This window comes from uncultured Aquimonas sp. (genome assembly GCF_937888285.1).
GTDB lineage: Bacteria > Pseudomonadota > Gammaproteobacteria > Xanthomonadales > Xanthomonadaceae > Aquimonas.
The window spans coordinates 1-22,253 of sequence record NZ_CALART010000030.1 but is presented as its reverse complement, the minus strand read 5'-3'; the positions used below and the strand labels follow the sequence as shown (position 1 = coordinate 22,253).

The 22,253-nt window shown below is 68.6% G+C and carries 20 protein-coding genes; 6 read left to right on the top strand and 14 right to left on the bottom strand.

Features of this window, described 5'->3' with window-relative positions:
• Positions 1-63: 63 nt before the first annotated feature.
• From Q0654_RS08190 to Q0654_RS08165, 6 genes are all read right to left on the bottom strand, one after another.
• Positions 64-681 (bottom strand): ABC-type transport auxiliary lipoprotein family protein, encoded by a 618-nt coding sequence (locus Q0654_RS08190; RefSeq protein WP_298852576.1) that lies wholly within the window; start codon positions 679-681, stop codon positions 64-66.
• Complete coding sequence (locus tag Q0654_RS08185; RefSeq protein ID WP_298852571.1) at positions 678-1,643, bottom strand: MlaD family protein; 966 nt, start codon at positions 1,641-1,643, stop codon at positions 678-680. Before Q0654_RS08185 ends, Q0654_RS08190 begins: the two co-directional genes overlap by 4 nt.
• A 5-nt stretch (positions 1,644-1,648) precedes the next feature.
• Positions 1,649-2,434 (bottom strand): ABC transporter ATP-binding protein, encoded by a 786-nt coding sequence (locus tag Q0654_RS08180; protein ID WP_298852569.1) that lies wholly within the window; start codon positions 2,432-2,434, stop codon positions 1,649-1,651.
• Positions 2,431-3,558, bottom strand: a complete 1,128-nt coding sequence (locus tag Q0654_RS08175) for an ABC transporter permease (RefSeq protein ID WP_298852562.1) — start codon at positions 3,556-3,558, stop codon at positions 2,431-2,433. The genes Q0654_RS08180 and Q0654_RS08175 overlap by 4 nt, the downstream gene beginning before the upstream one ends.
• Before the next feature lie 366 nt (positions 3,559-3,924).
• Positions 3,925-4,581, bottom strand: a complete 657-nt coding sequence (pcp, locus tag Q0654_RS08170) for a pyroglutamyl-peptidase I (RefSeq protein WP_298852560.1) — start codon at positions 4,579-4,581, stop codon at positions 3,925-3,927.
• Positions 4,581-5,243 (bottom strand): hemolysin III family protein, encoded by a 663-nt coding sequence (locus Q0654_RS08165; RefSeq protein WP_298852558.1) that lies wholly within the window; start codon positions 5,241-5,243, stop codon positions 4,581-4,583. The genes pcp and Q0654_RS08165 overlap by 1 nt, the downstream gene beginning before the upstream one ends.
• 114 nt (positions 5,244-5,357) lie before the next feature.
• Between Q0654_RS08165 and Q0654_RS08160 the strand changes: the two genes are divergently transcribed.
• Positions 5,358-6,209 carry an alpha/beta fold hydrolase gene (locus Q0654_RS08160; protein WP_298852556.1) on the top strand — a complete coding sequence of 284 codons (852 nt, stop codon included), beginning with the start codon at positions 5,358-5,360 and terminating at the stop codon, positions 6,207-6,209.
• A gap of 169 nt (positions 6,210-6,378) precedes the next feature.
• Here the strand turns inward: Q0654_RS08160 and sbcB are convergent, their stop codons facing one another.
• Together sbcB and Q0654_RS08150 are read right to left on the bottom strand one after the other, a co-directional pair.
• A complete protein-coding gene (gene sbcB, locus Q0654_RS08155) occupies positions 6,379-7,815 on the bottom strand; it encodes an exodeoxyribonuclease I (RefSeq protein ID WP_298852554.1) in 1,437 nt (478 codons plus the stop codon).
• A 133-nt stretch (positions 7,816-7,948) separates the two neighbouring features.
• Positions 7,949-8,446, bottom strand: a complete 498-nt coding sequence (locus tag Q0654_RS08150) for a DUF456 domain-containing protein (RefSeq protein ID WP_298852552.1) — start codon at positions 8,444-8,446, stop codon at positions 7,949-7,951.
• Between the two features lie 141 nt (positions 8,447-8,587).
• Here Q0654_RS08150 and Q0654_RS08145 point away from each other — a divergent pair, with 141 nt between their 5' ends.
• From Q0654_RS08145 to Q0654_RS08130, 4 genes are all read left to right on the top strand, one after another.
• On the top strand, positions 8,588-9,103 hold the full coding sequence (locus Q0654_RS08145; protein WP_298852550.1) for an RDD family protein: 516 nt from the start codon (positions 8,588-8,590) through the stop codon (positions 9,101-9,103).
• A gap of 236 nt (positions 9,104-9,339) precedes the next feature.
• Positions 9,340-10,770: a circularly permuted type 2 ATP-grasp protein gene (locus Q0654_RS08140; RefSeq protein WP_298852548.1), complete on the top strand. Its 1,431-nt coding sequence runs from the start codon at positions 9,340-9,342 to the stop codon at positions 10,768-10,770.
• Positions 10,770-11,738 carry an alpha-E domain-containing protein gene (locus Q0654_RS08135; protein ID WP_298852546.1) on the top strand — a complete coding sequence of 323 codons (969 nt, stop codon included), beginning with the start codon at positions 10,770-10,772 and terminating at the stop codon, positions 11,736-11,738. Before Q0654_RS08140 ends, Q0654_RS08135 begins: the two co-directional genes overlap by 1 nt.
• A 52-nt stretch (positions 11,739-11,790) precedes the next feature.
• On the top strand, positions 11,791-12,528 hold the full coding sequence (locus Q0654_RS08130) for a proteasome-type protease (protein WP_298852543.1): 738 nt from the start codon (positions 11,791-11,793) through the stop codon (positions 12,526-12,528).
• Between the two features lie 42 nt (positions 12,529-12,570).
• Here the strand turns inward: Q0654_RS08130 and lnt are convergent, their stop codons facing one another.
• The 6 genes from lnt to Q0654_RS08100 all read right to left on the bottom strand — a co-directional run bounded on the left by lnt (position 12,571) and on the right by Q0654_RS08100 (position 21,029).
• Entirely contained in the window at positions 12,571-15,126 is a 2,556-nt protein-coding gene (lnt, locus tag Q0654_RS08125) for an apolipoprotein N-acyltransferase (RefSeq protein WP_298852540.1), read from the bottom strand.
• Between the two features lie 442 nt (positions 15,127-15,568).
• The gene (locus tag Q0654_RS08120; protein ID WP_298852538.1) at positions 15,569-16,039 is read right to left on the bottom strand and encodes a hypothetical protein; all 471 of its coding nucleotides are present in this window, start codon (positions 16,037-16,039) and stop codon (positions 15,569-15,571) included.
• Positions 16,040-16,331: 292 nt separating this feature from the next.
• Positions 16,332-17,423: a hypothetical protein gene (locus tag Q0654_RS08115; protein ID WP_298852536.1), complete on the bottom strand. Its 1,092-nt coding sequence runs from the start codon at positions 17,421-17,423 to the stop codon at positions 16,332-16,334.
• Between the two features lie 595 nt (positions 17,424-18,018).
• On the bottom strand, positions 18,019-18,723 hold the full coding sequence (locus Q0654_RS08110) for a response regulator transcription factor (RefSeq protein ID WP_298852535.1): 705 nt from the start codon (positions 18,721-18,723) through the stop codon (positions 18,019-18,021).
• The gene (locus Q0654_RS08105; protein ID WP_298852533.1) at positions 18,720-20,291 is read right to left on the bottom strand and encodes a HAMP domain-containing sensor histidine kinase; all 1,572 of its coding nucleotides are present in this window, start codon (positions 20,289-20,291) and stop codon (positions 18,720-18,722) included. The genes Q0654_RS08110 and Q0654_RS08105 overlap by 4 nt, the downstream gene beginning before the upstream one ends.
• 186 nt (positions 20,292-20,477) lie before the next feature.
• Positions 20,478-21,029 (bottom strand): hypothetical protein, encoded by a 552-nt coding sequence (locus Q0654_RS08100; RefSeq protein WP_298852531.1) that lies wholly within the window; start codon positions 21,027-21,029, stop codon positions 20,478-20,480.
• A 311-nt stretch (positions 21,030-21,340) separates the two neighbouring features.
• Here Q0654_RS08100 and Q0654_RS08095 point away from each other — a divergent pair, with 311 nt between their 5' ends.
• A complete protein-coding gene (locus Q0654_RS08095) occupies positions 21,341-21,817 on the top strand; it encodes a GNAT family N-acetyltransferase (protein WP_298852529.1) in 477 nt (158 codons plus the stop codon).
• Positions 21,818-22,253: the final 436 nt, after the last annotated feature.

Here is a 22,253-nt window from a genome sequence, read left to right as displayed (position 1 = left end):
AGCCCGGACCGATCCGAGTACTACCGCGCAAGGCGCCGGTTCAACGGGCCGCGCGCTCGAGCCTCAAGGCCGTTCCGTCGCCAGCCACTCGATCACTTCGGACAACACCGCCGCGCTCGCGCTGTTGAAGGCTGCGACAACATCCGCGGCATCACTCCCGCGTACCTCGGCCGAAGCCTCGAACCCATGTTCCGCCACGATGCGCTGCTGCCGATCCACGCGCTTGGCATGGAAGTGGATGCGCACCTCCTGCGCTTCGCGCGCGTACTCGAAGGCACGCATCTCGCCGATCAGACGCTCGTCACCCGCCAGCACGTCGCGCTCGCGGCCGACACGCAGGCGGCCGTCGTCCTCGATGGCGCGGATCATCAGGCCCTGCCAGAGCTGGGGCAGGGGCGCAGTCCAGCGCGCGCCGCGCAGCAGGCCGAGCTCGCTGGCGCCGGCGCGCACCACGATGCGCTCCGAGTCGAGCAGGCCGGCGGCCGAGGGCGCATCGACCAGCAGCTGCCGACCCGTGCTCGGACCTTCGTTTGCGGCGATGTCGACACCGAGCGCGAACACCCGCGTCTCTCCCTCGCGCGCCTGCGGCAGTGCACAGGCACCGAGCGCGCTGATCACCAGCACCGCACCCCATCGCGAAAGCAGGCGCAACGGCAAACGCATACACGGGAAGTCGCTCATCGCGGCTCGTACTCCTTTGGCTGGTCGCGGCCCAGCAGCAGGCCGGAGGCGTCGCGTTCGATGCGCTGGCTGAGCGCGGACAGTCGCGCGAGGGTTTCGCGCAGCTCGGCGAGGGTGGGAGCCAGCTGCGGCAGGCCCTGCTCGCCGAAGCGGTCGATCGCCGCGCGATTGTGCTCGACCAGCTGCTGGGTGCTGTCGGCCAGCCGCCGTGTGGCTTCCAGGGTTTCGTGCAGTCTGTGCAGGATCGGCTCGGCATCGCTGGCCAGCAGGCCATCGGCGCGCGCGGCGATCGAATCCAGCCGCTGCAGCAGCTGTTCGGCCTGGGCCAGCGAGGTGCGCAGTGACTGGCCGGCAGCCGAGAGATCCTCCAGCGCCTGGCCGACCGCATCGCCGTGTTCAGCCAAGGTCGCGCTGAGCGATTCGATATGCGCCAGCGTGGCGCTGACCTTGCCGACGTTGTCCTCGCTGAGCAGGCTGGACGCACGCGCCATCAGCTGGTTGACGTTGAGCACCACGTCCTCGCCCGAGGCGAACAGCTTGGCCAGAGCCGAGTCCTCGGCAATGATTCGTGGCACCTCGTCTGCGGCCGCTTCCAGACGCGGGGCTTCAGCGCTGCCGCCGCCGAGCTGGATGATCGCCACACCGGTCAGCCCGGTGAAGGTCAGCTTGGCCGTGGTGTCGGTCTTGACTGGCGTGTCACCGCCGACGCGGATGCGCGCGATCACCTGGCTGGGGTCTTCCGGCGCCAGCTGCAGTCGCCGCACCTCGCCGACCTGGATGCCGTTGTACTGCACCGCCGAGCCGACGGTGAGGCCGGTGACGGCCTCGGCGAACAGCACGTCGTAGTAGGCCCATTCGCGGTCCAGCGAGAGCTTGCCCAGCCACAGCACGAACAGGAAGGCGAGCACGAGCACGGCCAGCGCGAAGCTGCCGATCAGCACGTGGTTGGCGCGGGTTTCCATGGGCCTCAGCTCCTCATCGTCTGCGCATGTGCGCTGCGGCCGCGCGGGCCGGTGAAGCATTCGCGGATCCACGGATGCGGATGCGCTTCCACCACCTCGACCGTATCCGCGACCTGCACGCGGCCATCCGCCAGTACGGCGACGCGGTCGCAGATCGCGTACAGGCTGTCCATGTCGTGGGTGACCAGAAAAACACTGAAACCCAGCGCCGCGCTGAGCGTGCGGATCAGCTCGTCGAAGTCGGCCGCGCCGATGGGGTCGAGGCCCGAGGTCGGCTCGTCCAGAAACAGGATCTCGGGGTCCAGCGCCAGCGCGCGCGCCAGGCCGGCACGCTTGCGCATGCCGCCCGAGAGCTGGCTCGGGTACTTGTGCGCGGCCTCGGCAGGCAGGCCGGTGAGGCGGATCTTCAGCAGGGCGAGTTCGTCGAGCAGGTCCGCGGGCAGGTCGTAGTACTCCAGCAGCGGCACCTTGACGTTCTCGATCACGGTCAGCGAGGAAAACAATGCACCGTCCTGGAACAGCAGGCCGAAGCGCCGCTCGTAGGGCCGGCGGGCCTCTTCGTCCAGATGGGTGGTGTCGTCGCCGAACAATCGCACCGAGCCGCCGTCGGGCTGCTTCAGGCCGACGATCGAGCGCAGCAGCACCGACTTGCCCGCGCCCGAGCCGCCGATCACGCCGAGCACCTCGCCGCGGTAGAGGTCCAGATCGACGCCGTCGTGCACGCGCTGCGCGCCGAACTGCGAGATCAGCCCGCGCACCTCGATCACTGCTTCACGCGCTGGCGCACTCATACGCCGAGCTCCATGAAGAACATCGCGAACAGCGCATCGAACAGGATCACCAGGAAGATCGACTGCACCACCGACGAGGTGGTGTGGCGACCCACCGATTCGGCGCTGCCGGCGACCTTCATGCCTTCGAGGCAGCCGACCACGGCGATCAGGAAGGCGAACACCGGCGCCTTGATCATGCCGACCCAGAAGTGGCGGATCTCGGTCATTTCGTAGAGCCGGCTGATGAACATCCCGGGGCTGATGTCGAGCGCGGCCGAGCCGACAAGGGCACCGCCCAGAAGGCCGCTCATCATGCCGATGAAGGTCAGCAGCGGCAGCATGATCAGCAACGCGAGAAGCCGAGGCAGCACCAGCAGCTCGACCGCATCGAGGCCGAGCGCGCGGATGGCGTCGAGCTCCTCGCGGCTCTTCATCGAGCCGATCTGCGCGGTGAAGGCGCTGCCCGAGCGCCCGGCCAGCAGGATGGCGGTGAGGAGCACGCCGAACTCGCGCAGGAAGGAATAGGCCACCAGTTCAACGGTGAAGATCGATGCCCCGAAGTCGCGCAACACGGTGGCGCCGAGAAAGGCCACCACGGCACCCACCAGGAAGGTCAGCAGGGCGACGATCGGCACGGCATCCAAGCCGGTCTGCTCCATGTGGAAGACCGTCGAGGTCAGGCGCAGGCGGCGGCGTCCGACCAGCACCTTGGCGAGCGTCACCAGGGTCAGGCCGACGAAGCCCAGCAGCTGGCGTGTGTCGATCCAGAAGCTCTCCAAGGCTGCGCCCATGCGCGCCAGCAGGGCGATGAAGCCGTGTGCGCGCGTCTTCGGCTCAGCCGGCGCGCTGCGGCGCTCGATCAACAGACGCAGCATCGCGGCATCGGCCGGACGCAGTCCCTGCAGGTGTTCGTTCGTATCGGCGTGTCCGCGACGCGCCAGCAGGCGCAGCAGGATCAGTGCGCCGCAGGTGTCGAGGCGATGCAGGCCGGTGCAGTCGAAGTCCGCATCCGCCTCGATGCGTCCGAGCGCCGACGCCAACTCCGCCAGCGGCCGCGCATGCGCCAACGTCCAGTCGCCGCTGAGCGTGAGGCCACGCGGCGTGCGCTCGATGCGGGCGGGCAGGGTGGGCGTATCGGACATGCGGCGGAACATAGCATCGCCGCGGCGGGGCCGGACTTGGCTTCGCTCAAGTCAGGCAGGGCGTGTTGAAAACCCGTGCGCAGACCAGGGCCGGTGCTTGCTCCCCTCTCCCCTTGTGGGAGAGGGGCCGGGGGAGAGGGGGCGCGCTCGCGCGACACTTCAGCCCCTCTCCCCAACCCCTCTCCCACCAGGGGGGAGGGGCTTGGAGTTCCGCTTGCTCAGCAGCGCTGAGACCGGGGTCGGACGAGCCGGCGCACGTGTTCACGCCAAGCGTGGCGTTGAACCGTGCGGCGATTGGCTAAGGCGACTTGCCTAGTCAGCGTTGCTGATGCGAGCTGCGGACTTGAGGTCGAAGCCTCACGGCATTCAACACTCCACACCCCCCGCGACCACCAGATCGCTCGGCGTCTCCAGTGCCGTTCCGATGGCGATGCCCAGACCCTTGGCCAGCGTCGCCAGCGACATGCTCGGTGCGCCGGGATGCCGGCAGGCCTGCTCGGGCAGGTAAGGGATGTGGATGAAGCCTCCGCGCACTTCAGGACGGCGTGTGCTCAGGTGATGCATCAGGGCGAAGAACACCGCATTGCAGACATAGGTGCCGGCGGACAGCGAGAGCTCGGCCGGCACGCCGTGCTGGTTCAGGCTGGCGTGCAGCGCCTTGACCGGCAGGGTGGAGAAATACGCGTTCGGCGCGCCTTCGATCAGCGCGCGGTCGATCGGCTGGGCGCCGGCATTGTCGGCGATGCGGGCATCGGCGAGGTTCAAGGCGACGCGCTCGAGCGATAGTCGCGCGCGCCCGCCGGCCTGACCAACGCAGACCACCAGCGCGGGCCCGACGCGTTCGATCGCCTCGATCAGCGCGCGCGGGCCGTCGGTAAAGCAGACCGGCAGGGCTGCAGGTTCGACCCGATGCCCGGCGATGCGCTCGCCGGAGAGTTCGTGCAGCACTTCCAAGGCGGGATTGACCGGCTCGCCGCCGAAGGGTTCGAAACCCGTCAGCAGCACCCGCGGCAGGCCTGCCATCAGTAGTTCGAGGCCAGCACCTGGGTGCTGACGGCGACGAAGTGGAAGCTGCTGCCGGCCAACACGAACAGATGCCAGATCGCGTGCGCGTAGGGCAGGGTGTCGCGGTGGTAGAACAGGGTGCCGAGGGTGTAGGCCACGCCGCCGGCCAGCAGCCAGGCGATGGTGGCGGTCGAGAGCTCCTCGACCATCGGCCCGAACGCGATCACGATCAGCCAGCCCATGGCGATGTACATCATCGTCGACAGGCGCGGAAAGCGTCCGGTGAAGAACAGCTTGAACACCACGCCGAGCACGGCCAGCACCCAGATGATGCCGAACAGGGTCCAGCCCCAGCTGTCGCGCAGACCGAGCAGTGTGAAGGGCGTATAGGTGCCGGCGATCAGCAGGAAGATCGCGCAATGGTCGAGGATCTTCAGGCGCTCCTTCAGGCGCTCGTGGCGGGCCGCGTGGTACAGCGTGGAGGCGATGTAGAGCAGGGACAGCGTCACCACGAAGACGATCGCGGTGCCGAGCTGCCAGGCATCGCCCCAGAGTGCGGCAAGCGTGATCAGAACGGCGCCGGCCGCAGCGCTGGCGAAGGCGCCGACGCCGTGGGTCAACGCGTTGAACAATTCTTCCCGGTGGAGCGGGCTGGCGAAGTGCATGTCGTTCCTGTGCATGGTCGGCCCTGCGGCTTGGATGACAGAGGGCGCGCGCTCGCGCGACGTGCCGAGTGTGGCATGCCCGGGCGGCGGGTTAGCATACCGGTCGGTTCATTAATTCCGCATTCGCCCATGATCCCGATGCAGCCGGCATTCACCACCCTGCGCGTGCGCAGCCCCGATGGCGCCGAGGCCGACCTGCGTCTGGCGATGCCGCCGGAGCCGATTGCCGGCCTCTACCTGCTGCCGGCGCTGGGCGTGGGCATCCGCCCCAACGAGGCGTTCGCTGCGGCCCTGGCCGAGAACGGCGTGGCGGTGGCGATCCATGAATGGCGCGGCCTGGGCGCCAGCAGCCTGCGCGCATCGAGGCGCTGCGACTGGGGCTATCGCGAGCTGCTGGAGCAGGACATTCCGGCGGGGCTCGTCGCCGCGCAGTCGGCCCTGCCGGGCCTCGACTGGTCGATTGCCGGACACAGTCTCGGCGGCCAGCTGGCCCTGATCTCGGCGGCGCTGCAGCCGGAGCGTTTCAGGCGCGTGCACGTGCTGGCCAGCGGTCTGCCGGACTGGCGTGCGTATCCACGCCTGCGCGGCCTCGGCATCATGGCGGCCCTGCACTTCATGCCCTTGTCGGCGATCCTGCTCGGACATTACCCGGGTGAACGTCTGGGCTTCGCAGGGCGCGAAGCCCGCGGGCTGATCCGCGACTGGTCCTACAGCGGCCGCAGCGCGCGCTACCGCATCCGTGGCGGCAGCGTCGATCCCGAACAGGCCCTGCGCGAGTTCGGTGGCGAGGTGCAGGCCCTGCATCTCGCCTCCGACTGGCTGTGCCCGCGGCCGGCGCTGGAAGCGCTGGCGGCCAAGACCCCGCAGGCGCGCTGGCAGATCGAAACCCTGCACGACCCCGAGTTCACGCCGCGCCGCGCCGATCACTTCGGCTGGCTGAAGCAGCCGGGGCCGGTGGTGCGGCGGATGCTGGCGGTGTGAGTCCGGCAGCGCCGAGGCCGCGCTCTTCCTCGGGTGGGCCCTGGCCCACCATGGGCTCGATCACGCTGCGTGGCTTGGATAAGCGCAGTCCCTTGCGCTTGCAGCATCGGAGCTCGCCACCTCACGTTGTGTCGCGAGCGTGTGCGGTTGCGGTGGGCCAGGGCCCACCCTATAGCTGGTGCTGGACCTCGCGATGCCAGTCGGCCAGCGCATCGAACAGGGCGAGGGCTTGCGGATCGGCGGCATGCTGGGCCCTCAGCTGCGCGAGCAGGGCGGGGTAGCTGTCGAGGTCGTACTCCGACAGCCCGGACTCTGGCGCCAGCCGCCGCTGCAGGTAGTCGCGCCAGCGCGCTTGTTCGTCCAATGACAGCGTTTGCGGCCAGTTGCGTGCGCGGTAGCGGAACAGCAGCTCCTTGAGGCGCGGATCGCGCAGGCGTGGCTCGAAGGCGGCCAGCTGCTCCGGGCGGCTGCGGCGCAGGGCTTCGAACTGGGCGCGATCGGCATCCGGCAGGAAGCCCGCGTACAGCGCGCCATCGGCGTCCTCGCTGTCAAAGCTGCGCCCGCGTGCGAACACCGCGCGCACTTTCTCGGCGAGGCCTGGCGTCTGTCGCAAGAGAGCCTGAGTCCGCAGCGCGCGCTCGCGGTCGAGCTTGAGCCGCGCGAGCTCGGCGTCGCTGACGTGGCGCAGCTCGATCAGGGCCGGGCAGCGGTTGGGGTGGATCTCCTTCAGCGCGACGCGCTGCTCGCCTTCAGGCAGGTCGGCTTGAGCCACGTAAAGGCGATCAGCGATCTCATCGGGTTCAAGGTCGAGCAGCGACTGCGGGTCCGTGCCCAGATCGAAGGCGATGATCCGCCCCGGCACCACCGGATGTTCGGCGATGGGCGCCACGATCGCCGCACAGCCGTGCTCGGCGCTGAACATGCCCGACACGTGCAGCACCGGCGTCATGTTCGCCACGTCGAGCAGGCCGAGCGCGCGCGGCTTCTTGCGGAAGCCGTAGTAGTACTCCCACATCCGCGGCTGGGCACGGCGGAACACTCTCGCGAGGTCGATCAGCGCCTCGACATCGGACAGCGCGTCATGCGCGCGGCTGTGGCCGCAGCCGTTGGCGCGGGCGAGGTGCTCCAGCTTGAAGCTGGGCAGGCCGTCCTCGCGCCTGGGCCACTCGATGCCATCGGGGCGCAGCGCGTACAGCAGCCGTGCGAGATCGAGCAGGTCCCAGCGCGAGTTTCCGCGGGCATATTCGCGCTGGTAGGGGTCGAAGAAGTTGCGGTACAGGGCGTGGCGCAGATGTTCGTCGTCGAAGCGCAGGCTGTTGTAGCCGACCGCGCAGGTGCCCGGCTGGGCCAGGGCCTCGTGCACGCGGGCAAGGAACTCGGGCTCGATCAGACCTTCGCTGCGCGCGCGCTGTGGGGTGATGCCGGTGATCAGCGTGGCCTCGGGCGAAGGCAGAAGGTCGAGCGCCGGCTGGCAGTAGAGCATCAGCGGCGCTGCGACGACCTCGAGTTCGGCGTTCGTGCGGATGCCCGCGAACTGCGCGATGCGGCTGGTGCGCGGGCTGCGGCCGAATGTTTCGAGGTCGAACCAGAGGAAGGTGTCGGTCATTGAGCGATGGGATTCGGGATTGGGGATTCGGGATTCGCGGAGCGCTTCGCTGATCTGCCGTTCGGGCCTTCATCCCCTGTCCTTTCTCGACTGGGAGCGGAGCGCCTTCGATGGCGGACGACCCATCGGTTGGCTAGAAGATCCACGCGAACGCGAACAGGCCGATCATCATGAAGGCGATGGCGACCTTGAGCACGGCGCCGACGACGAAGCCGACCCAGGCGCCGACCCCGACATGCGCGGCGCGCTTGAGCGTGCTGCCGGCAATCAGCTCGCCGAGCAGGGCGCCCAGGAAGGGGCCGAGCAGCAGTCCGAAGATGCCGAAGAAGAGACCCGCTATCGTGCCTACCGCCGCGCCGACCAGGGCCCAGACGCTGGCGCCGACGCGCTTGGCGCCGAGCAGCCCGGCGACGAAGTCGGCGAGCAGGGCGAGGCCCGTCAATACGGCCAGCGCTGCGATCCAGCCCCAGCCCACCTGTTCGAAGTCGCCCGCCCAGGCCGACAGGATCATGCCGCCCAGCATCAGCGGGATACCCGGCAGCGCCGGCAGGATCGTGCCGGCAAGCCCGATCAGGATCAGCAGCACGGCTAGCACGTGCAGGGCGACCGGCAGCCAGTTCGAGTAGTCCATGCGGCACGTTCCCAGTCAGGTGAGAGCGGAAGGATGGGTGCGCATGCCGCGCGTGACAACGCTTGTCGCCGACCAGTGGTCTTCACACGCCTGTTACACTTCGTCACCGCCGGGGGTGCCGGCTTCTACTGGAGTACACGCATGGATCCGAACCAGAACCCACCGCCCAACCCCTACGCCGCGCCGCAGGCCCCTGTGTCGGACGCATCGGCCGTCGCTGGTGAGCTGGCTTCGCCGTGGCTGCGCCTGGGGGGCGCGATCATCGACGGATTGATCCTGATGATCCTCGTCCTGCCGGTGTATTTCATTCTGTTCTGGGGCGCCATCGCCGCGGGTCAGCAACCGGGTCTGTTGGCCAATATCGGCTTCACGATCTTCGGCTTCATCGTGTTTGTGGCGGTGCAGGGCTACTTCCTGAACCAGTCCGGTCAGACCATCGCCAAGAAGCTGCTGAAGATGAAGATCGTTGACGAGAACGGCAACAAGCCGGAGTTCGTCAAGCTCATCGGCCTTCGCTACGCGGTCGTACAGTTCGCCCAGCTCGTTCCGTTTATCGGGTTCGTCTACTTCCTCGTCGATGCGCTCTTCATCTTCCGCGAAGACCGCCGCCGCATCTCCGACCTGCTGGCCGGCACCCGCGTGGTGATGGCCGAGTAAGCCCGGCGCGCCAGCGGCAACACTACGGAAGGCGGCGTCCAGTGGGCGCCGCCTTCTGCATTTCCAGTCCGGGGCGAGGCGGTCTGCGATCCGTCGGCAGCGGGCCACGCTTGATCTTCCGCCCTGCCTGTGCCTTATTGCATCGCAGCATGCGCGGTTCGGCTCGGGGGAGCCGCGGCGCATGCCGGGCGGGACATAGAAGTCGATGCCCGTCGAGCCTTGAGGGGGCGCGTCGCGTGACAGCTTCGTTCTTTGACGAGATGCATCTTCAGGCCGGACAGCCCGAGGCAGTCAGGCCGCACTACCGACCCTTCCACGACTGGCTGCAGGGGACGCCGGAGCCGCGCATCGCGCAGAAGCGCCGCGAGGCCGAGCTGGCCTTCCACCGGGTCGGCATCACCTTCACCGTCTACGGCGAGAAGTCCGGCACCGAGCGGCTGATCCCGTTCGACCTGATTCCGCGGATCATCCCGGCGCACGAGTTGGCCACCCTGGATGCAGGCCTGCGCCAGCGTGTGCTTGCGCTGAACGCGTTCCTGGCCGATGTCTACGGCGCGCAGCGCATCGTCGAGACCGGGGTGATCCCGCGCGAGCTGGTGCTGTTCAACACCCAGTACCGGCCGGAGATGCGCGGGCTGACCCTGCCCGGCGGCATCTACGCGCACATCGCCGGCATCGACGTGGTGCGTGCCGGCGACGGCGAGTACTACGTGCTGGAGGACAACCTGCGCGTGCCCTCGGGCGTGTCCTACATGCTCGAGAACCGCAAGATGATGATGCGGCTGTTTCCCGAGCTGTTCGCGCGGCAGAGCGTGGCGCCGGTCGACGACTATCCCGACGCCCTGCTCGACATCCTGCGCTCGGTGGCACCGGCCGGCAGCGAGGAGCCCACCGTCGCCGTGCTGACGCCGGGCGCCTACAACTCGGCCTACTACGAGCATGCTTTCCTCGCCCAGCAGATGGGCGTGGAGCTGGTCGAGGGCCAGGACCTGATCGTGCGCGACGACACGGTCTACATGCGCACCACCCGCGGGCCGCAGCGCGTGCACGTGCTGTATCGGCGCATCGACGACGACTTCCTCGACCCTGAAGTGTTCCGCGCCGATTCGATGCTCGGCGTGCCCGGCCTGATGCGCGCCTACCGCGCTGGCCGGGTCAACCTCGCCAACGCCATCGGTACGGGCGTGGCCGACGACAAGTCGATCTATCCCTACGTGCCGGACATGATCCGCTTCTATCTGGACGAGGCGCCGATCCTCAACAACGTGCCGACCTGGAAGCTGCGCGAGTCGGAAGCGCTGAAGTACGCGCTGGATCATCTCGACGAGCTGGTGGTCAAGGAGACCCAGGGCGCAGGCGGCTACGGCATGCTGATCGGCCCGGCCTCGACGCGCGCGGAGATCGAGGACTTCCGCCAGCGCATCCTCGCCAACCCGGCCGGCTATATCGCCCAACCGACGCTGGCGCTGTCGACGTGTCCGACTTTCGTCGCCGCCGGCATCGCCCCGCGCCACGTCGACCTGCGGCCCTATGTGCTGTCGGGCGAAGAGGTGCGGATCGTGCCCGGCGGCCTCACCCGCGTCGCCCTGCGCGAGGGCTCGCTGGTGGTCAACAGCTCGCAGGGCGGCGGCACCAAGGACACCTGGGTGCTGGAGGAGGACGCCTGATGCTGTGCCGGACCGCAAGTGACCTGCTGTGGATGGCGCGCCACATCGAGCGCGTGGACAACTGCGCCCGCCTGATCGACTACGCGCACCGTGTCGCCCTGCTGCCGGACCGTCTGGAAAAGGGCAGGGCCCTGACCGAATCCTGGGGTGCGGCCTTGAGCGCACTGGGGCTCGAAGAGGACTACGCGCGCCGGCTCGGCCGCCTGGACGAGCACTCGGTGCTGCAGTACCTGATTTTCGATGCGGAGAACCCGAGCTCGATCTATGCCTGCCTGCATGCCGCTCGTGAGTCCGGCCGCGCCCAGCGCGGCGCGATCAGCGCGGAGATGTACGAGGACTTGAACTCCAGCTGGATGCGCGTCCGCGATCTCGACTGGGACCAGCTCAACAGCGAGGGGCTGTCGCAGTTCCTCGACTGGGTGAAGCGGCGTTCGGCGGCCTTCCGCGGCATCACCCTCGGCACGCTCGTACGCGACGAGGCCTACACCTTCCTGCAGCTTGGCACCTTCCTGGAGCGCGCTGACAACAGCCTGCGCCTGCTCGACATGTACTTCGGCGAGACCCGCCAGCGGCCTGAGCAGGAAGCGCGCAGCGCAGTCGAGTACTACCGCCTCTCCGCCCTGCTGCAGGCGATCTCCGCCTTCGAGACCTACCGCAAGATCTACCGCGACACCGTCACCCCGGCGCGCGTCGCCGAGCTCTTGGTGCTGCGTGCCGACATGCCGCGCTCGCTGGCGGCGTGCACGGCGGCGATCCACCGCAGCGTCGAAAGCCTGGCCGGTGGCCGCCGGCTGGAGGTGCTGCGCCAGTGTGGCGCGCTGGCCTCCGAGCTGCGCTATGCGCGCATGGAGTCCCTGCTGGCGCCGGGCACCAGCGCGTTCCTGAAGTCGGTGATGGCGCGGCTGTACGCGATCTCCGACGGCATCTTCCGCGAGTTCATGCTGTCCACCGACGTGGTGTCGGCATGACCCCATACGTCCCTGCAGCTATCCTCATGCGCCCCGCTGTGCGCTCCACGACATGACCTATTGCCTCGGCATGAATCTCGACGCTGGCCTGGTGCTGGTGTCCGACTCGCGCACCAATGCCGGCGTCGACAACGTCGGCCGCTTCGAGAAGATGCGTGTATTCGCCCGTGAGGGCGACCGCGTGGTGGTGACGCTGTCGGCGGGCAACCTGTCGGTCACCCAGAACGTGCTGAGCCTGATGGAGCAGCGCGCCCGCGGCGGCGGCGAACACAGCCTGTGGATGGCGGAGTCGATGTACGACATCGCCTGCCTGCTCGGCGAGGCCATGCGCGAAGTCCAGCGCCGCGACGGCGACTACCTGCGCAAACACAACATCGAGGCTTCGGCCAGCTTCATCCTCGCCGGGCAGATCCGCGGCGAGTCGCCACGCATGTTTCTGGTCTACACCGAAGGCAACTTCATCGAGACCTCGCACGACACGCCCTTTTTCCAGATCGGCGAGATCAAGTACGGCAAGCCCATTCTCGACCGCGTCATCGAGCCCTCGACCGCGCTCGAAGACGCGGTGAAATGCGCGCTGATCTCTTTCGACAGCACCATGCGCAGCAACATCTCGGTTGGCCCGCCGCTGGACGTGCTGGTCTACGAGCGCGACAGCCTGAAGCTCGGCCTGCAGAAGCGGCTGGACGAAGGCGACCCCTACCTGCAGCGCATCCGCCAGCAGTGGGGTGAGGGGCTGCGGCGGGTGTTCGTCGAGCTTGAAGGCCCGGAGTGGGGCGATCCGCCGTGAGCGGCCTCGTCCGTCACTAACCCGCTGCCATTGCCCGCCGGCTCAAAGCACCCGCCAAAGCAGCCAGAGCGGCACACCGAGGTAGTGGATGGCGCGCAGGCTCCATTCGACGACATTGCGCAGCGCGGACAGCTGAATGTCTTCGCTGCAGGCGGGCACCGCCTGTGCTCCATGTCTGCGCAGCCCGCGCTTCAGCGCCAGCAGCGCGATCGCGCCGAGCTCGACCATCGTCCTCAGCGTTGCCGCGAAGAGCGTCAGGCCCACGATCCAGGACGCCCACCACAGCAGCAGGCCGCGCAGCCAGGCGTTGAAGCCGAAGGTCAGCCACTCGCCGAAGGGCCCGCCGAAGGCGATCACCTGATGCAGGTGGAAGGCGATCAGCGCGGGCAGCAGTGGGAACAGACCGAGCTTCAGCCAGGCGGCATCCAGCCAGGGGTGGCGGCCGCGCAGCCGCCGTTCGGCCCAGGTCGAAAGCAGCGGTGCGCGCTCGCTGGGCAGCTGCAGCGGGCTGCCGGGCAGCGCGTGCGCCAGCGCGGCCTGCAGCGCCGCAGGCTGCGCCAGCGCGAGTGCGATCGACTCACCGGCCAGGGTTCGCAGCCGCAGCCCCGGAGCAGGTGCGGGCAGCCGCCACGGGTCGACGCTGGCCAGTGCAGCCAGTGGCAGCTCGAAGGCGCGCGCGGACGTCTGCACACGCAGCTGATCCGACAGCAGCCAGGCCCGGCCGGCGAAGGCGCGCAGCAGCGCCCAGGCAGCGATGGCCGGGGCGCTGACAGTGATGGCAAAGCGCTCGATCTGCGCCAGCGAGTTCACCTGCAGTCCGTCGATCATCAGCATGCGCAGTCCGATCCAGGCCAGGCCGGCGGCAGCGCAGGCCTGCAGTGCGACCGCGGCGATGCGCGCGGCGGGCGGCAGCACGCGCACCGGCAGGCCGGCAGCGCCTTCCGCAAGCTGCGCCGCGGGTGACGCGCGCGTTGACTGCGGCCAGCGTGCGGCGAGTGCCTGCCACAGGGCGTGCAGCGCCAGCGCCAGCAGGAACAGCAGGGACGCGCGACCCACCCAGTCGCCCAGCCGCAGCATCAGGGTGGGTGGCGGGTCGTGTGCGGCGATCTCGCCGACCAGCAGCGCCGCTTCGCTCATCGAAGTGCGGGCGAGGACCTCGCCTTGCGCATCGATCACCGCGCTGATGCCGTTGGTGGTGACCCGCAGCTGCGGCAGTCGCGTCTCGACGCTGCGGAAGCTCGCCACCGCCAGATGCAGCTCGGCGCCCTGCGGCCACTGGGTGAACCAGGCATCGTTCGACAGGCCGAGGATGGCCTGTGCGCCGAGTCGCGCGCCGTCGATGGCCAGCTGTGGGTGCACGGCATCGAGGCAGATCATCGGCAGCACGTTGACCTCGCGGCCGTCCGGCGTGCGCAGCGGCATTACCCGCGGGCCGTGGCCGGGCTGCCAGGTGCCGGCCCAGGGCAGGGCGCGGCGCAGGCCGTCGCTGTCCAGCCAGGGCGGCACGTGCTCGGTCAGCGGAAAGGGATGGGTCTTGCGGTAGTAGCCCAGCAGCCCGCGCACGGGATCGAGGAAGGCCGCGGCGTTGTATTCGCCGGCGCCATCGACGTCGTAGGTGCCGAACACCAGCGGCACGCCGCGGCTGCGTGCGAAGGCTTCGATCTCGCCATCCAGCTCGGCGCCGTCGGCGCTGCGCGGGTGCCCGAACGGCGTGGGGTAGACCGTCTCCGACCACAGCAGCGCGTCCGCGCCCTGCGTGTCGATGGCCTGGTCGGAGAGCGCGAAGTGGGTGTCCAGCACGCGCCGCACCACGGCATAGGCACCCAGTTCGCGGCGCAGCTCCTCATAGCCGACGATGTTCGACTGCACCAGGGCGACGCGCAGGCGCGCGGCTTCGGGGGCAGGCTGCAGCGCGGCATCGTTGACACGCCACAGACCATAGGCGGCGATGGCGAGCGGCAGGCTGAGTGCGAAGGCCAGCGGCGCGCGCCAGCTCTGCGCGGGCTGGCGGCCACGCAGCGCCAGCGCGACCGCCAGCAGGGCTTCGTTGACGAGCAGCAGCACGAAGGTGAGACCAGCCGCGCCCCACAGGTCGGCGGACTGCCTGAGCAGGCTGGCCGCGTGCAGGCCGTGGCCCAGGGTGTCGCCCAGCAGCTTCGGCAGCAGGCTTTCGCAGCCGAGCCAGGCCGCAGCCGCCGTCAGCGCCGCGAGCGCGTGCCCGTAGCGCCTGCGCGCCAGTACGCGCACGCCGGCATAGGCGAGGAACTGGGGCTGCAGCAGCGGTGCGGCGATCGCCAGCAGGGCCAGCGCGCCGAGCGTGCCTGCGCCGGTGTAGCTGGCGATGGCGGCGGCGAACCAGTGCAGCACCGCCAGCACGAAGCCCGCCGACATCAGCGCGGCGAGCAGCAGCGCGCGGCCGAGTGAGTGGCCGTGGTGCAGGGCCCAGAGCCAGGGCAGCAGGGCGACAAAGCCCAGCGGCCAGGCCAGTTCGCCGCGCGCGTACAAGCCGAGGAGCAGGGCACTCAGGGCGAGCGCTGCGAGGATCTTCAGGGCAGGTGGCTGCTCGGGCGCGGAGCGTGAATCCGATGTGTCAGTCATCGGAGCGGGCAAGCCTTGAGTGCGGAGTCGACGCGAAGTGGGGCATCAATGGGGCGCGAGGCGGGAGCGTGGTGGGTGCGCTGCGCTTACCCACCCTGCGCGGCCTTTCGCTGCGTGAGGGTCGGAGGCATTGCGTCCTTCGCGGGGGTTGGCGAACAGGGCTAGTTGGCTTCGATGGAGGCATTGCGTCCTTCGTGCTTCGACGATGGCTCGCTTCGCGTTGTTTTCTGAGGCTGGCGAACAGGCCTTGTTGGCTTCGATTGAGGCACTGCGTCCTTCGGAGTTATAGGGCGGATAAGCGCAGCGCATCCGCCATCGTCCCGCTCCGGTGGTGAGCCGCCCAGGCTTCGGCTGCGGCCATCGCCGTTGCTGATGCGCGTGGGCAAGAAAGGTCGAGAGAGTGCCACCATCCCGCGGCCCCGCGACAGCCGACAACTCGCCCTCAACCCTGCGGCGGCTCGGGCAGCTGGATCGGTTCGATCGGCAGGCCGGGCGGGGCCATCTCGGGCGGCACCAGTCGATCATCCGGCAGGGCGATCGGCTGTCCGTCGGCGTCGAACCACGGGTGATCCGGCGAGAACATCAGCACCGCCGGCAGCATCTCGCCCTCGTCGGTGACCTGATAGTGCCGCACATAGCCCAGTGGCAGTGCGAAGTCTTCCGGCACCGCAAGGCCCGGCATCAGCGGCACCGTGCCTGGCGGGTTGAACGCTCCCAGGCCCTCGCGGATGCCCGCCTCATGCAGGCCGCGGATCACCTCGGCCATGGTTGGCTCGGGGTCGCCGGGGCGGAAATGCGCGGCCAGATCGTTCGGGTCCAGGCTGGGCAGCTCGAAGTCGGCGCGCTCGGCCACGGTCGGCGGCGTGTCGTTCTGCCTCGCCGGCAGCGCACTGGCGACTGGCGTCGGCTTCACCGGCAGAGGCTCTGCGTCGGCAGATCGCGCTGCGAGTGAAGGCGCAGGCGGCGCGACACCAGCATCGGCGCTGCCCGCGCCGCGGGGCGAGGCAGGCAGCAGCTGATAAACCACTGCGGACAGGCTGAGGAGCCCAGCAGCCAACAGCCATAGCCGCTGTCGGCGAGCGCCGGCAGGCGCCCGCTCGACCACGCGCAGTCCGCAGGGGGGCTGCCCCTGCGGCTGCGCGTGCTGTCCTTCGGGCGTGTGCGAGGACATGCGCTTGCGTGCGATCGGTCAGACCTTTGGACGGTCAGTTCGGCGTGGCCGGATTGAACTCGGACAGGGCCCAGCCCATGCGCTCGTGGCCCAGCTGGTTCCAGATCGGGCTGCGGCCATTGGTGAAGCTGGTGTAGCGCGCCGCGCCCGTGCCGGTGCTGCCGCCCCACAGGCCGGCGCTGACGGTGCCGCCGGTGTAGGTCGGATGCACGTCGTCCGACTGGATGTAGTCGTAGCTGGTCTGCGCCGACACGAAGTGGGTGTTGGCGTCGCGCAGGGTTGAACGCAGGGTCACCGCGATGCGGTTGACGTAGGCCGATTCGGTATCGCCCGGCACATAGCGCAGGGCCTGCGAATCGATGATGCCGTCGCCATTGCTGTCGTAGTCCGCGCCCATGTACTGGGCGAAGCTGTCCGCGCACTGGAAGCCCTTCTGGCGGGCGTACTCGCACATCCAGTAGTTCATGCGGGCGATGGCCGGCAGGAAGCGGTCGCGCATGTTGACAGTCTGCCCTGTGCTGGCGTCGCGGCAGCTGCTCTGCACGTTGTCGGCGTTGTAGCCGGGGTAGTACAGGTTGCTGATCACCTTCAGGCGGGTGTTCGGATGCGCGTTGGCGTTGATGTAGTCCATCGCCGCGGCCACGTAGGTCTTGCATGAGTTGACCGCCGCTTCCAGCCCGCTGTAGTTGCAGGTGCCGGTCTGCGACTTGAAGGCCGAGCGCGCCTGCAGGCCGTCGTTGCCGCACATCTCGAAGGTCACCACCCGCGTCGAGGCCGCCTGCATGTAGCTGCGCTCGGCGACGATCTTGTTCTCGTACACATCGCGCGCTACCGCGCCGGACTTGGTGCGGCGGATGTTCTCGATGTCGGCATTCCAGCGCGCCGCCAGGTACTCGGATTCGACGGTCGGCGCGGCATAGCGCGCGGCGTTGCTGATCGAGCCGTTGTAGCCGGCGTAGATGGAATCGCCGTAGGCCACCACGCGGTACTTCGCGGTGGTACCTGAGCGGTCCACTGTCCAGGACACGTTCTGGTTCAGGGTGCTGGCGTGCAGGCCGGCGCTGCAGGCGAGCAGGGCAAGGCCGGGCAGCCAGCGACGCGCGGTGCTGCGGATGCGGATCTTCATGGTGTTCCCCTCGGATGATGGTGTGCGACGCAGGGGTACGAAGCCCCTGCATGTGTTCACTCGACCAACAGTTGGCATGGCGCCCGTTGCAGGCGTTCCCCCCGATGCCGGGCCGTACGCTAGCGTCGGGTTGCGAATAACGTCAACGAATTCCCATGATGCAGCGCACAGTGTTTCGCCCCGCGCCATGCGTGCTGCGCTGCGGTGTGTACTGCAACGCCGCAGATCCATGGGTTGCTCCACTAAAGCAGCCAATGATTGCGCGCTCGTTGCGAACCAGCCGCCGCTTTGCGCTGCAGCAGATCGGCCTTCGCGATGCTGCGAGTCGATGGCGCGTGCAATGCGCCTCTGCGCCGTGCGGCGGGGACGTGTGCGCGGAGTTGCGCAAAATGCTTGCGCGGGTACGCTCAGGCTCCGCCCTTGAAGAGAGCTGCACGATCGCGCGCTCGCCAGAGGCCGTGAGCTTCGGCCAGCCACCCCTCTTCTGCGCAGGACGCCTCTGCTCGGCGCTGGCGAAGCGCACCGGGATCCCGCGGCGAGGGCTCCGCCTGGCGTGCAGGCGCTGGGGCAGGAGCGCTGGGGCTATCCCATGCTTTCAGCTGGGCTGCGCGCCGTCGGCCACCGCATCCAGCCGGTAGCCGAGGCCGCGCACGGTGGTGATGCGCGAGGCTTGCCCTGCGATGTCCAGCTTCGCGCGCAGGCGGCGGATGTACACGTCGACCACATTGGTCAGTGGGTCGGAATCCAGGCCCCAGACGTTGGACAGGATGCGCTCGCGGCTGAACAAGCGGCCGGGAGCGTCCATCAGCAGCTCCAGCAGGGCGAGTTCCTTCGCAGTGAGGGCCAGTTGGACGCCGCCGCGCCGCACCTCCATGCGCCTGCGGTCGAAGACCAGGTCGCCGACCACCAGCTCGGAGGCGCGCTCGATCCACTGTGGAGGCCGCCGCAGCAGGGCTTCGATGCGCGCCAGCAGTTCATCGAAGGCGAAAGGCTTGGTCAGGTAGTCGTCGGCGCCGCAGCGCAGCCCGGCCACGCGCTCCTGCACGCTGCCCATGGCGGTGAGCATCAGTACCGGCAAGACCAGGCACTCGGCGCGGATCTGCTGGCAGAGCTCCATTCCCGACAGGCCGGGCAGCATCACGTCGAACACGGCGAGGTCGAATCCGCCACGCCGCAGCAGCGGCAAGGCGTCCTCGGCGCTGCCGGCGGCGGTTGGCGTGTAGCCCTCGGCGCGGAGGCCGCGCAGCAGGAAATCAGCGACGCGGATGTCGTCCTCGACGATCAGCAGGGTCTTGCTCATGCCTTGCCTTCAACCGGGCTGATGGGGAGCGCAATGCTGGCACGCAGTCCGCCCGCTTCCCGGTTGGACAGTTCGATGCTGCCGCCGAGAGCCTGGACGATGCGCAGTGCGATGGCGAGGCCAAGCCCCTGCCCGGTGGGCGCATGCTGCAGACCGGCGGCGCCGCGGTAGTGTGGCTCGAAAGCCCTTTCCAGCGTGCCCGAGGCCATGCCTGAGCCCTCGTCGTCGATGTGGACGAGCCAGTGCTCGCTGTCGACGTCCATGCCTACGGTCACGCGCGTTCCTCTTGGCGAGTAGCGCAGCGCGTTGTCCAGCAGGATGACCAGGGCCTGCTGCAGGCGTTCGCGATCGGCGTGCACCAGACAGTCATGCGGCGCGGCGCCGGTGTCGAAGTCCAGCCGCAGGTTGCGATGCTCGGCGACCGCCTGCATCTGCCGAACTGCGGCGTCGACGATCTCGCGCAGCGGCTCCGCGCGGATGTTCAGCGCATAGTCCAGCGGGCCACCCCTGGCGGCGTCGAGGAGGTCCTGGATGCGCCCTCCCAGCTCGCTGGTGGCATCGATGATGCGTGCCAGTGCTTCGCACTGCGCATTGGGGTCAGCAGGGCTGCGCAGCGCCACCTCGGCTTCGCCACGGATGACGGTGGCGGGCGTGCGCAGCTCATGGCTGAGCTCGGCGAAGAACTGGCGGCGGCGGGCCTCGATCACGAGCAGGGTTTCGTACGCGTGGCTGAGCGCGCGCGTACGTTCGGCGACCAGCTCCTCGAGCTGCTGCTGCAGCTGCTGGCTGCGCGCCTGGGCAGTAGCCAGGCACTCGGCCATCGAGTCGAGAAGGGAGCCGATCCGCGCGAATTCGTTGCGACCGCTGATCCGGCTGCGCGCGCCAAAATCCCCGGCTGCCAGCGCCTCGCTCAGGCGCGCGAGATCGGCGAAAGGTCGATCGAGGCGGCGCACGAAGTAGGCGACGGAGGCAAAAGCCAGAGCACACACGCTCAGCGCGAGCAGCAATTCGTACCGGCGAACCTGTGCCAGCGCCAGCGACAGTTCGGCGGACGCCTCGAGGCTCGCGTTCTCCTGGCGATCCACGGCCTCGCGCAGCAGCATGCGCATGTCGCGCCCGGCCAGCTCATCGAAGGCGAGCAGCGTTGTACGCCATTGTTCCGCAGGAGGCAGCTCGGCGCCGGGCCGTTCGGCCGCCTCGATCGCTGCATCCATGGTGGCGATGTTCAGTGCCACCATTTCGACTTCCCGCTGCTCCATGTCGCGCGCTTCAAGCGGCGCCGCCGCAGCGAGTTGGCGCAGGGCTTCGAGGCTGGACAGCATGGAGCCCATGAGCGCATCGCGCACCTCGGGGGCTGGGTCGTTGGCGAGCATGCGCTGGGCGAACCACACCTTGAGCCGCTGCTTGTTGCCGGAGATCTCGAGATACTCCGCCAGCATCCGTGTCGCATTGACGCTGCGTTCGGCATGGTGGGCGGCCGTCGAGGCCGCCCACCAGGCGAACAGTGACTGCACCAGCGCAAGCAGGGCAAGGGCGGAGAACGCGATGGCGAGCCGGGTGCGGATCATGGAGACCTGGTTCTGTCAGCGCCCGGACGGCCAGGCGCAGTGACTCGCACTCGATGAACGGAGGAACTGCGGGGGACCCGCGGGCGACGCTGCCCTATCGCAGCCTTCAGGCGAAGGGGCCTTGCGTCAGCCGCAGCGCATGGGCGCCGCTGTGCGTTCGATCAGGTGCGTTCACTGCGCCAGCGCTCAGGAGGCGGTGTAGGGCAGCGAGCTGTGGTGCACGACGATGCGCAGTGTGCCCTGATCGTCCTTCTTGAACTTCCAGGTTTTGTCGACGGTGGTGGTGCTGCCGTCCTTGTTGGTGATGATCACGTTGCCCATGGTGGTGGCAACGTCGCCGTTGATGTGCACGGCGGCATTTTCCGCACGGCAGGCCGTCCAGCCCTTCAGGGCGAAGCCGGAGTCGTTGGCAAAGTTCGAATCGCCGCCGACGAAGTAGGCCAGCGCGCCCTCGCGGGTGGTGCGGAAGGTCTGCGGCGCCACGGTCAGGGTCGGCTTGAACAGCACGGGGCCCAGGTTGTAGCCGTAGGCGGCATCGATGACCTCACCGGCCAGCTTCCGGGCGGCGGCCTGGCCCTGCTGCTCGCCGGTGGTGCTGATCGAAACCAGCGCATTGCACCAGGCGGTTTGGGCGGCCAGCACTTCGGCTTCGGTGACGTTGGCGTTGTAGACGGGCGCATTGGCCGACGCGCCGGCGGCCAGGGACAGAGCGAGCAGAGCGAAGCTGGAACGGTACATGGCGGACCTCTGGGGGTAAGGAGCGGGGTGCCCCTCGAAGCTGCCATTGGAGCCCCGCCGCCATGACGGGCGCGTCCGTCGCGCATGAATGGCGCTCGCCATTGGCATTACAGAACGATGAACAGGCCGCATGGACTGCTGCGGCGGGCTTGCCCATCTGTCTGCCCACACCGCGGCGCGCCTGCCCACCGACGACCGTCGCGCGTCGCCCGCCGGCGCGGCCTGACGTGCCCGCGAGGCACAGCGCAGCGGCACGCGCCGAGCCGATCGCAACTCTGGTCAATGAAGGCCGCAGGCTTCAGCCTGTGGCGATGCGCCCCCACGCACCGCCGCAGTCGATGCGCACCCCGCCGACCTTCGTCCTGCGCCCGATCCAGGCCGATCACAGCGAGCTCGCCTACGCGATCACCCGCGAGGCCATGCGCGCGTACGTCGAACAGACCTGGGGCCCGTGGATCGAAGCCGACCAACGCGAACGCCACGCGCAGGCGTTCCGCCCCGGCACGCAGGACTTCATCGTCGTGCGCGACGAGGTGCTGGGCCTGCGCCACATCGAATGGCGGCAGACCCACCTCTACCTCGCCCGCCTCTACCTGCGCCCCGCAGCCCAGGGCCGCGGCCTCGGCTCGGCCGTTCTTCGCGACCTGCAGCAGCAGGCCCGCGCCGTGGGCCGCAGCATCGAACTGCAGGTGCTGAAGGTGAACACCGGCGCGCAGCGTTTCTACGCGAGGCACGGATTCCAGCAGGTGGGCGAAGGCGAGCGGCATTGGCTGCTGCGTGGCGTTTGAAGGGTGGTCGTCGCTCGAAAATCACCGAGCGCTGCCCGAGCGCCGCGCCAACCGTAGGAGTCGAGCCCGACACGATAGCCGGGCTGGCGCTTGAGCTGCCGAGGGCAGGCGAGCTGCTTGATACGGCTTGAACATCCGGATAACCGATGCCACGATCGCGCAGGCCGACGCACAGGCTGCCAGATTAGGCCGACGTGATAGGCGGATAGGTCGGCGTAAGTGGTTGATTTTGAGGGCCTATTTTCGAAGCCCGCCCGCGTTGCTCCAGATTATGCGGCGGTGTTATCACGACGGTTTTCGTCTAATAGTAGTTGGGCGTCATAACATGGCTTCCGCAGACTCTGACACCGCGATTGAGAGCTTCCTTGAGCTAGAGAGGAGGGGGCGGTCTCAAGAATCAAGCGCAACACGTTTAGCGAACTCGGCCATCTCCTTG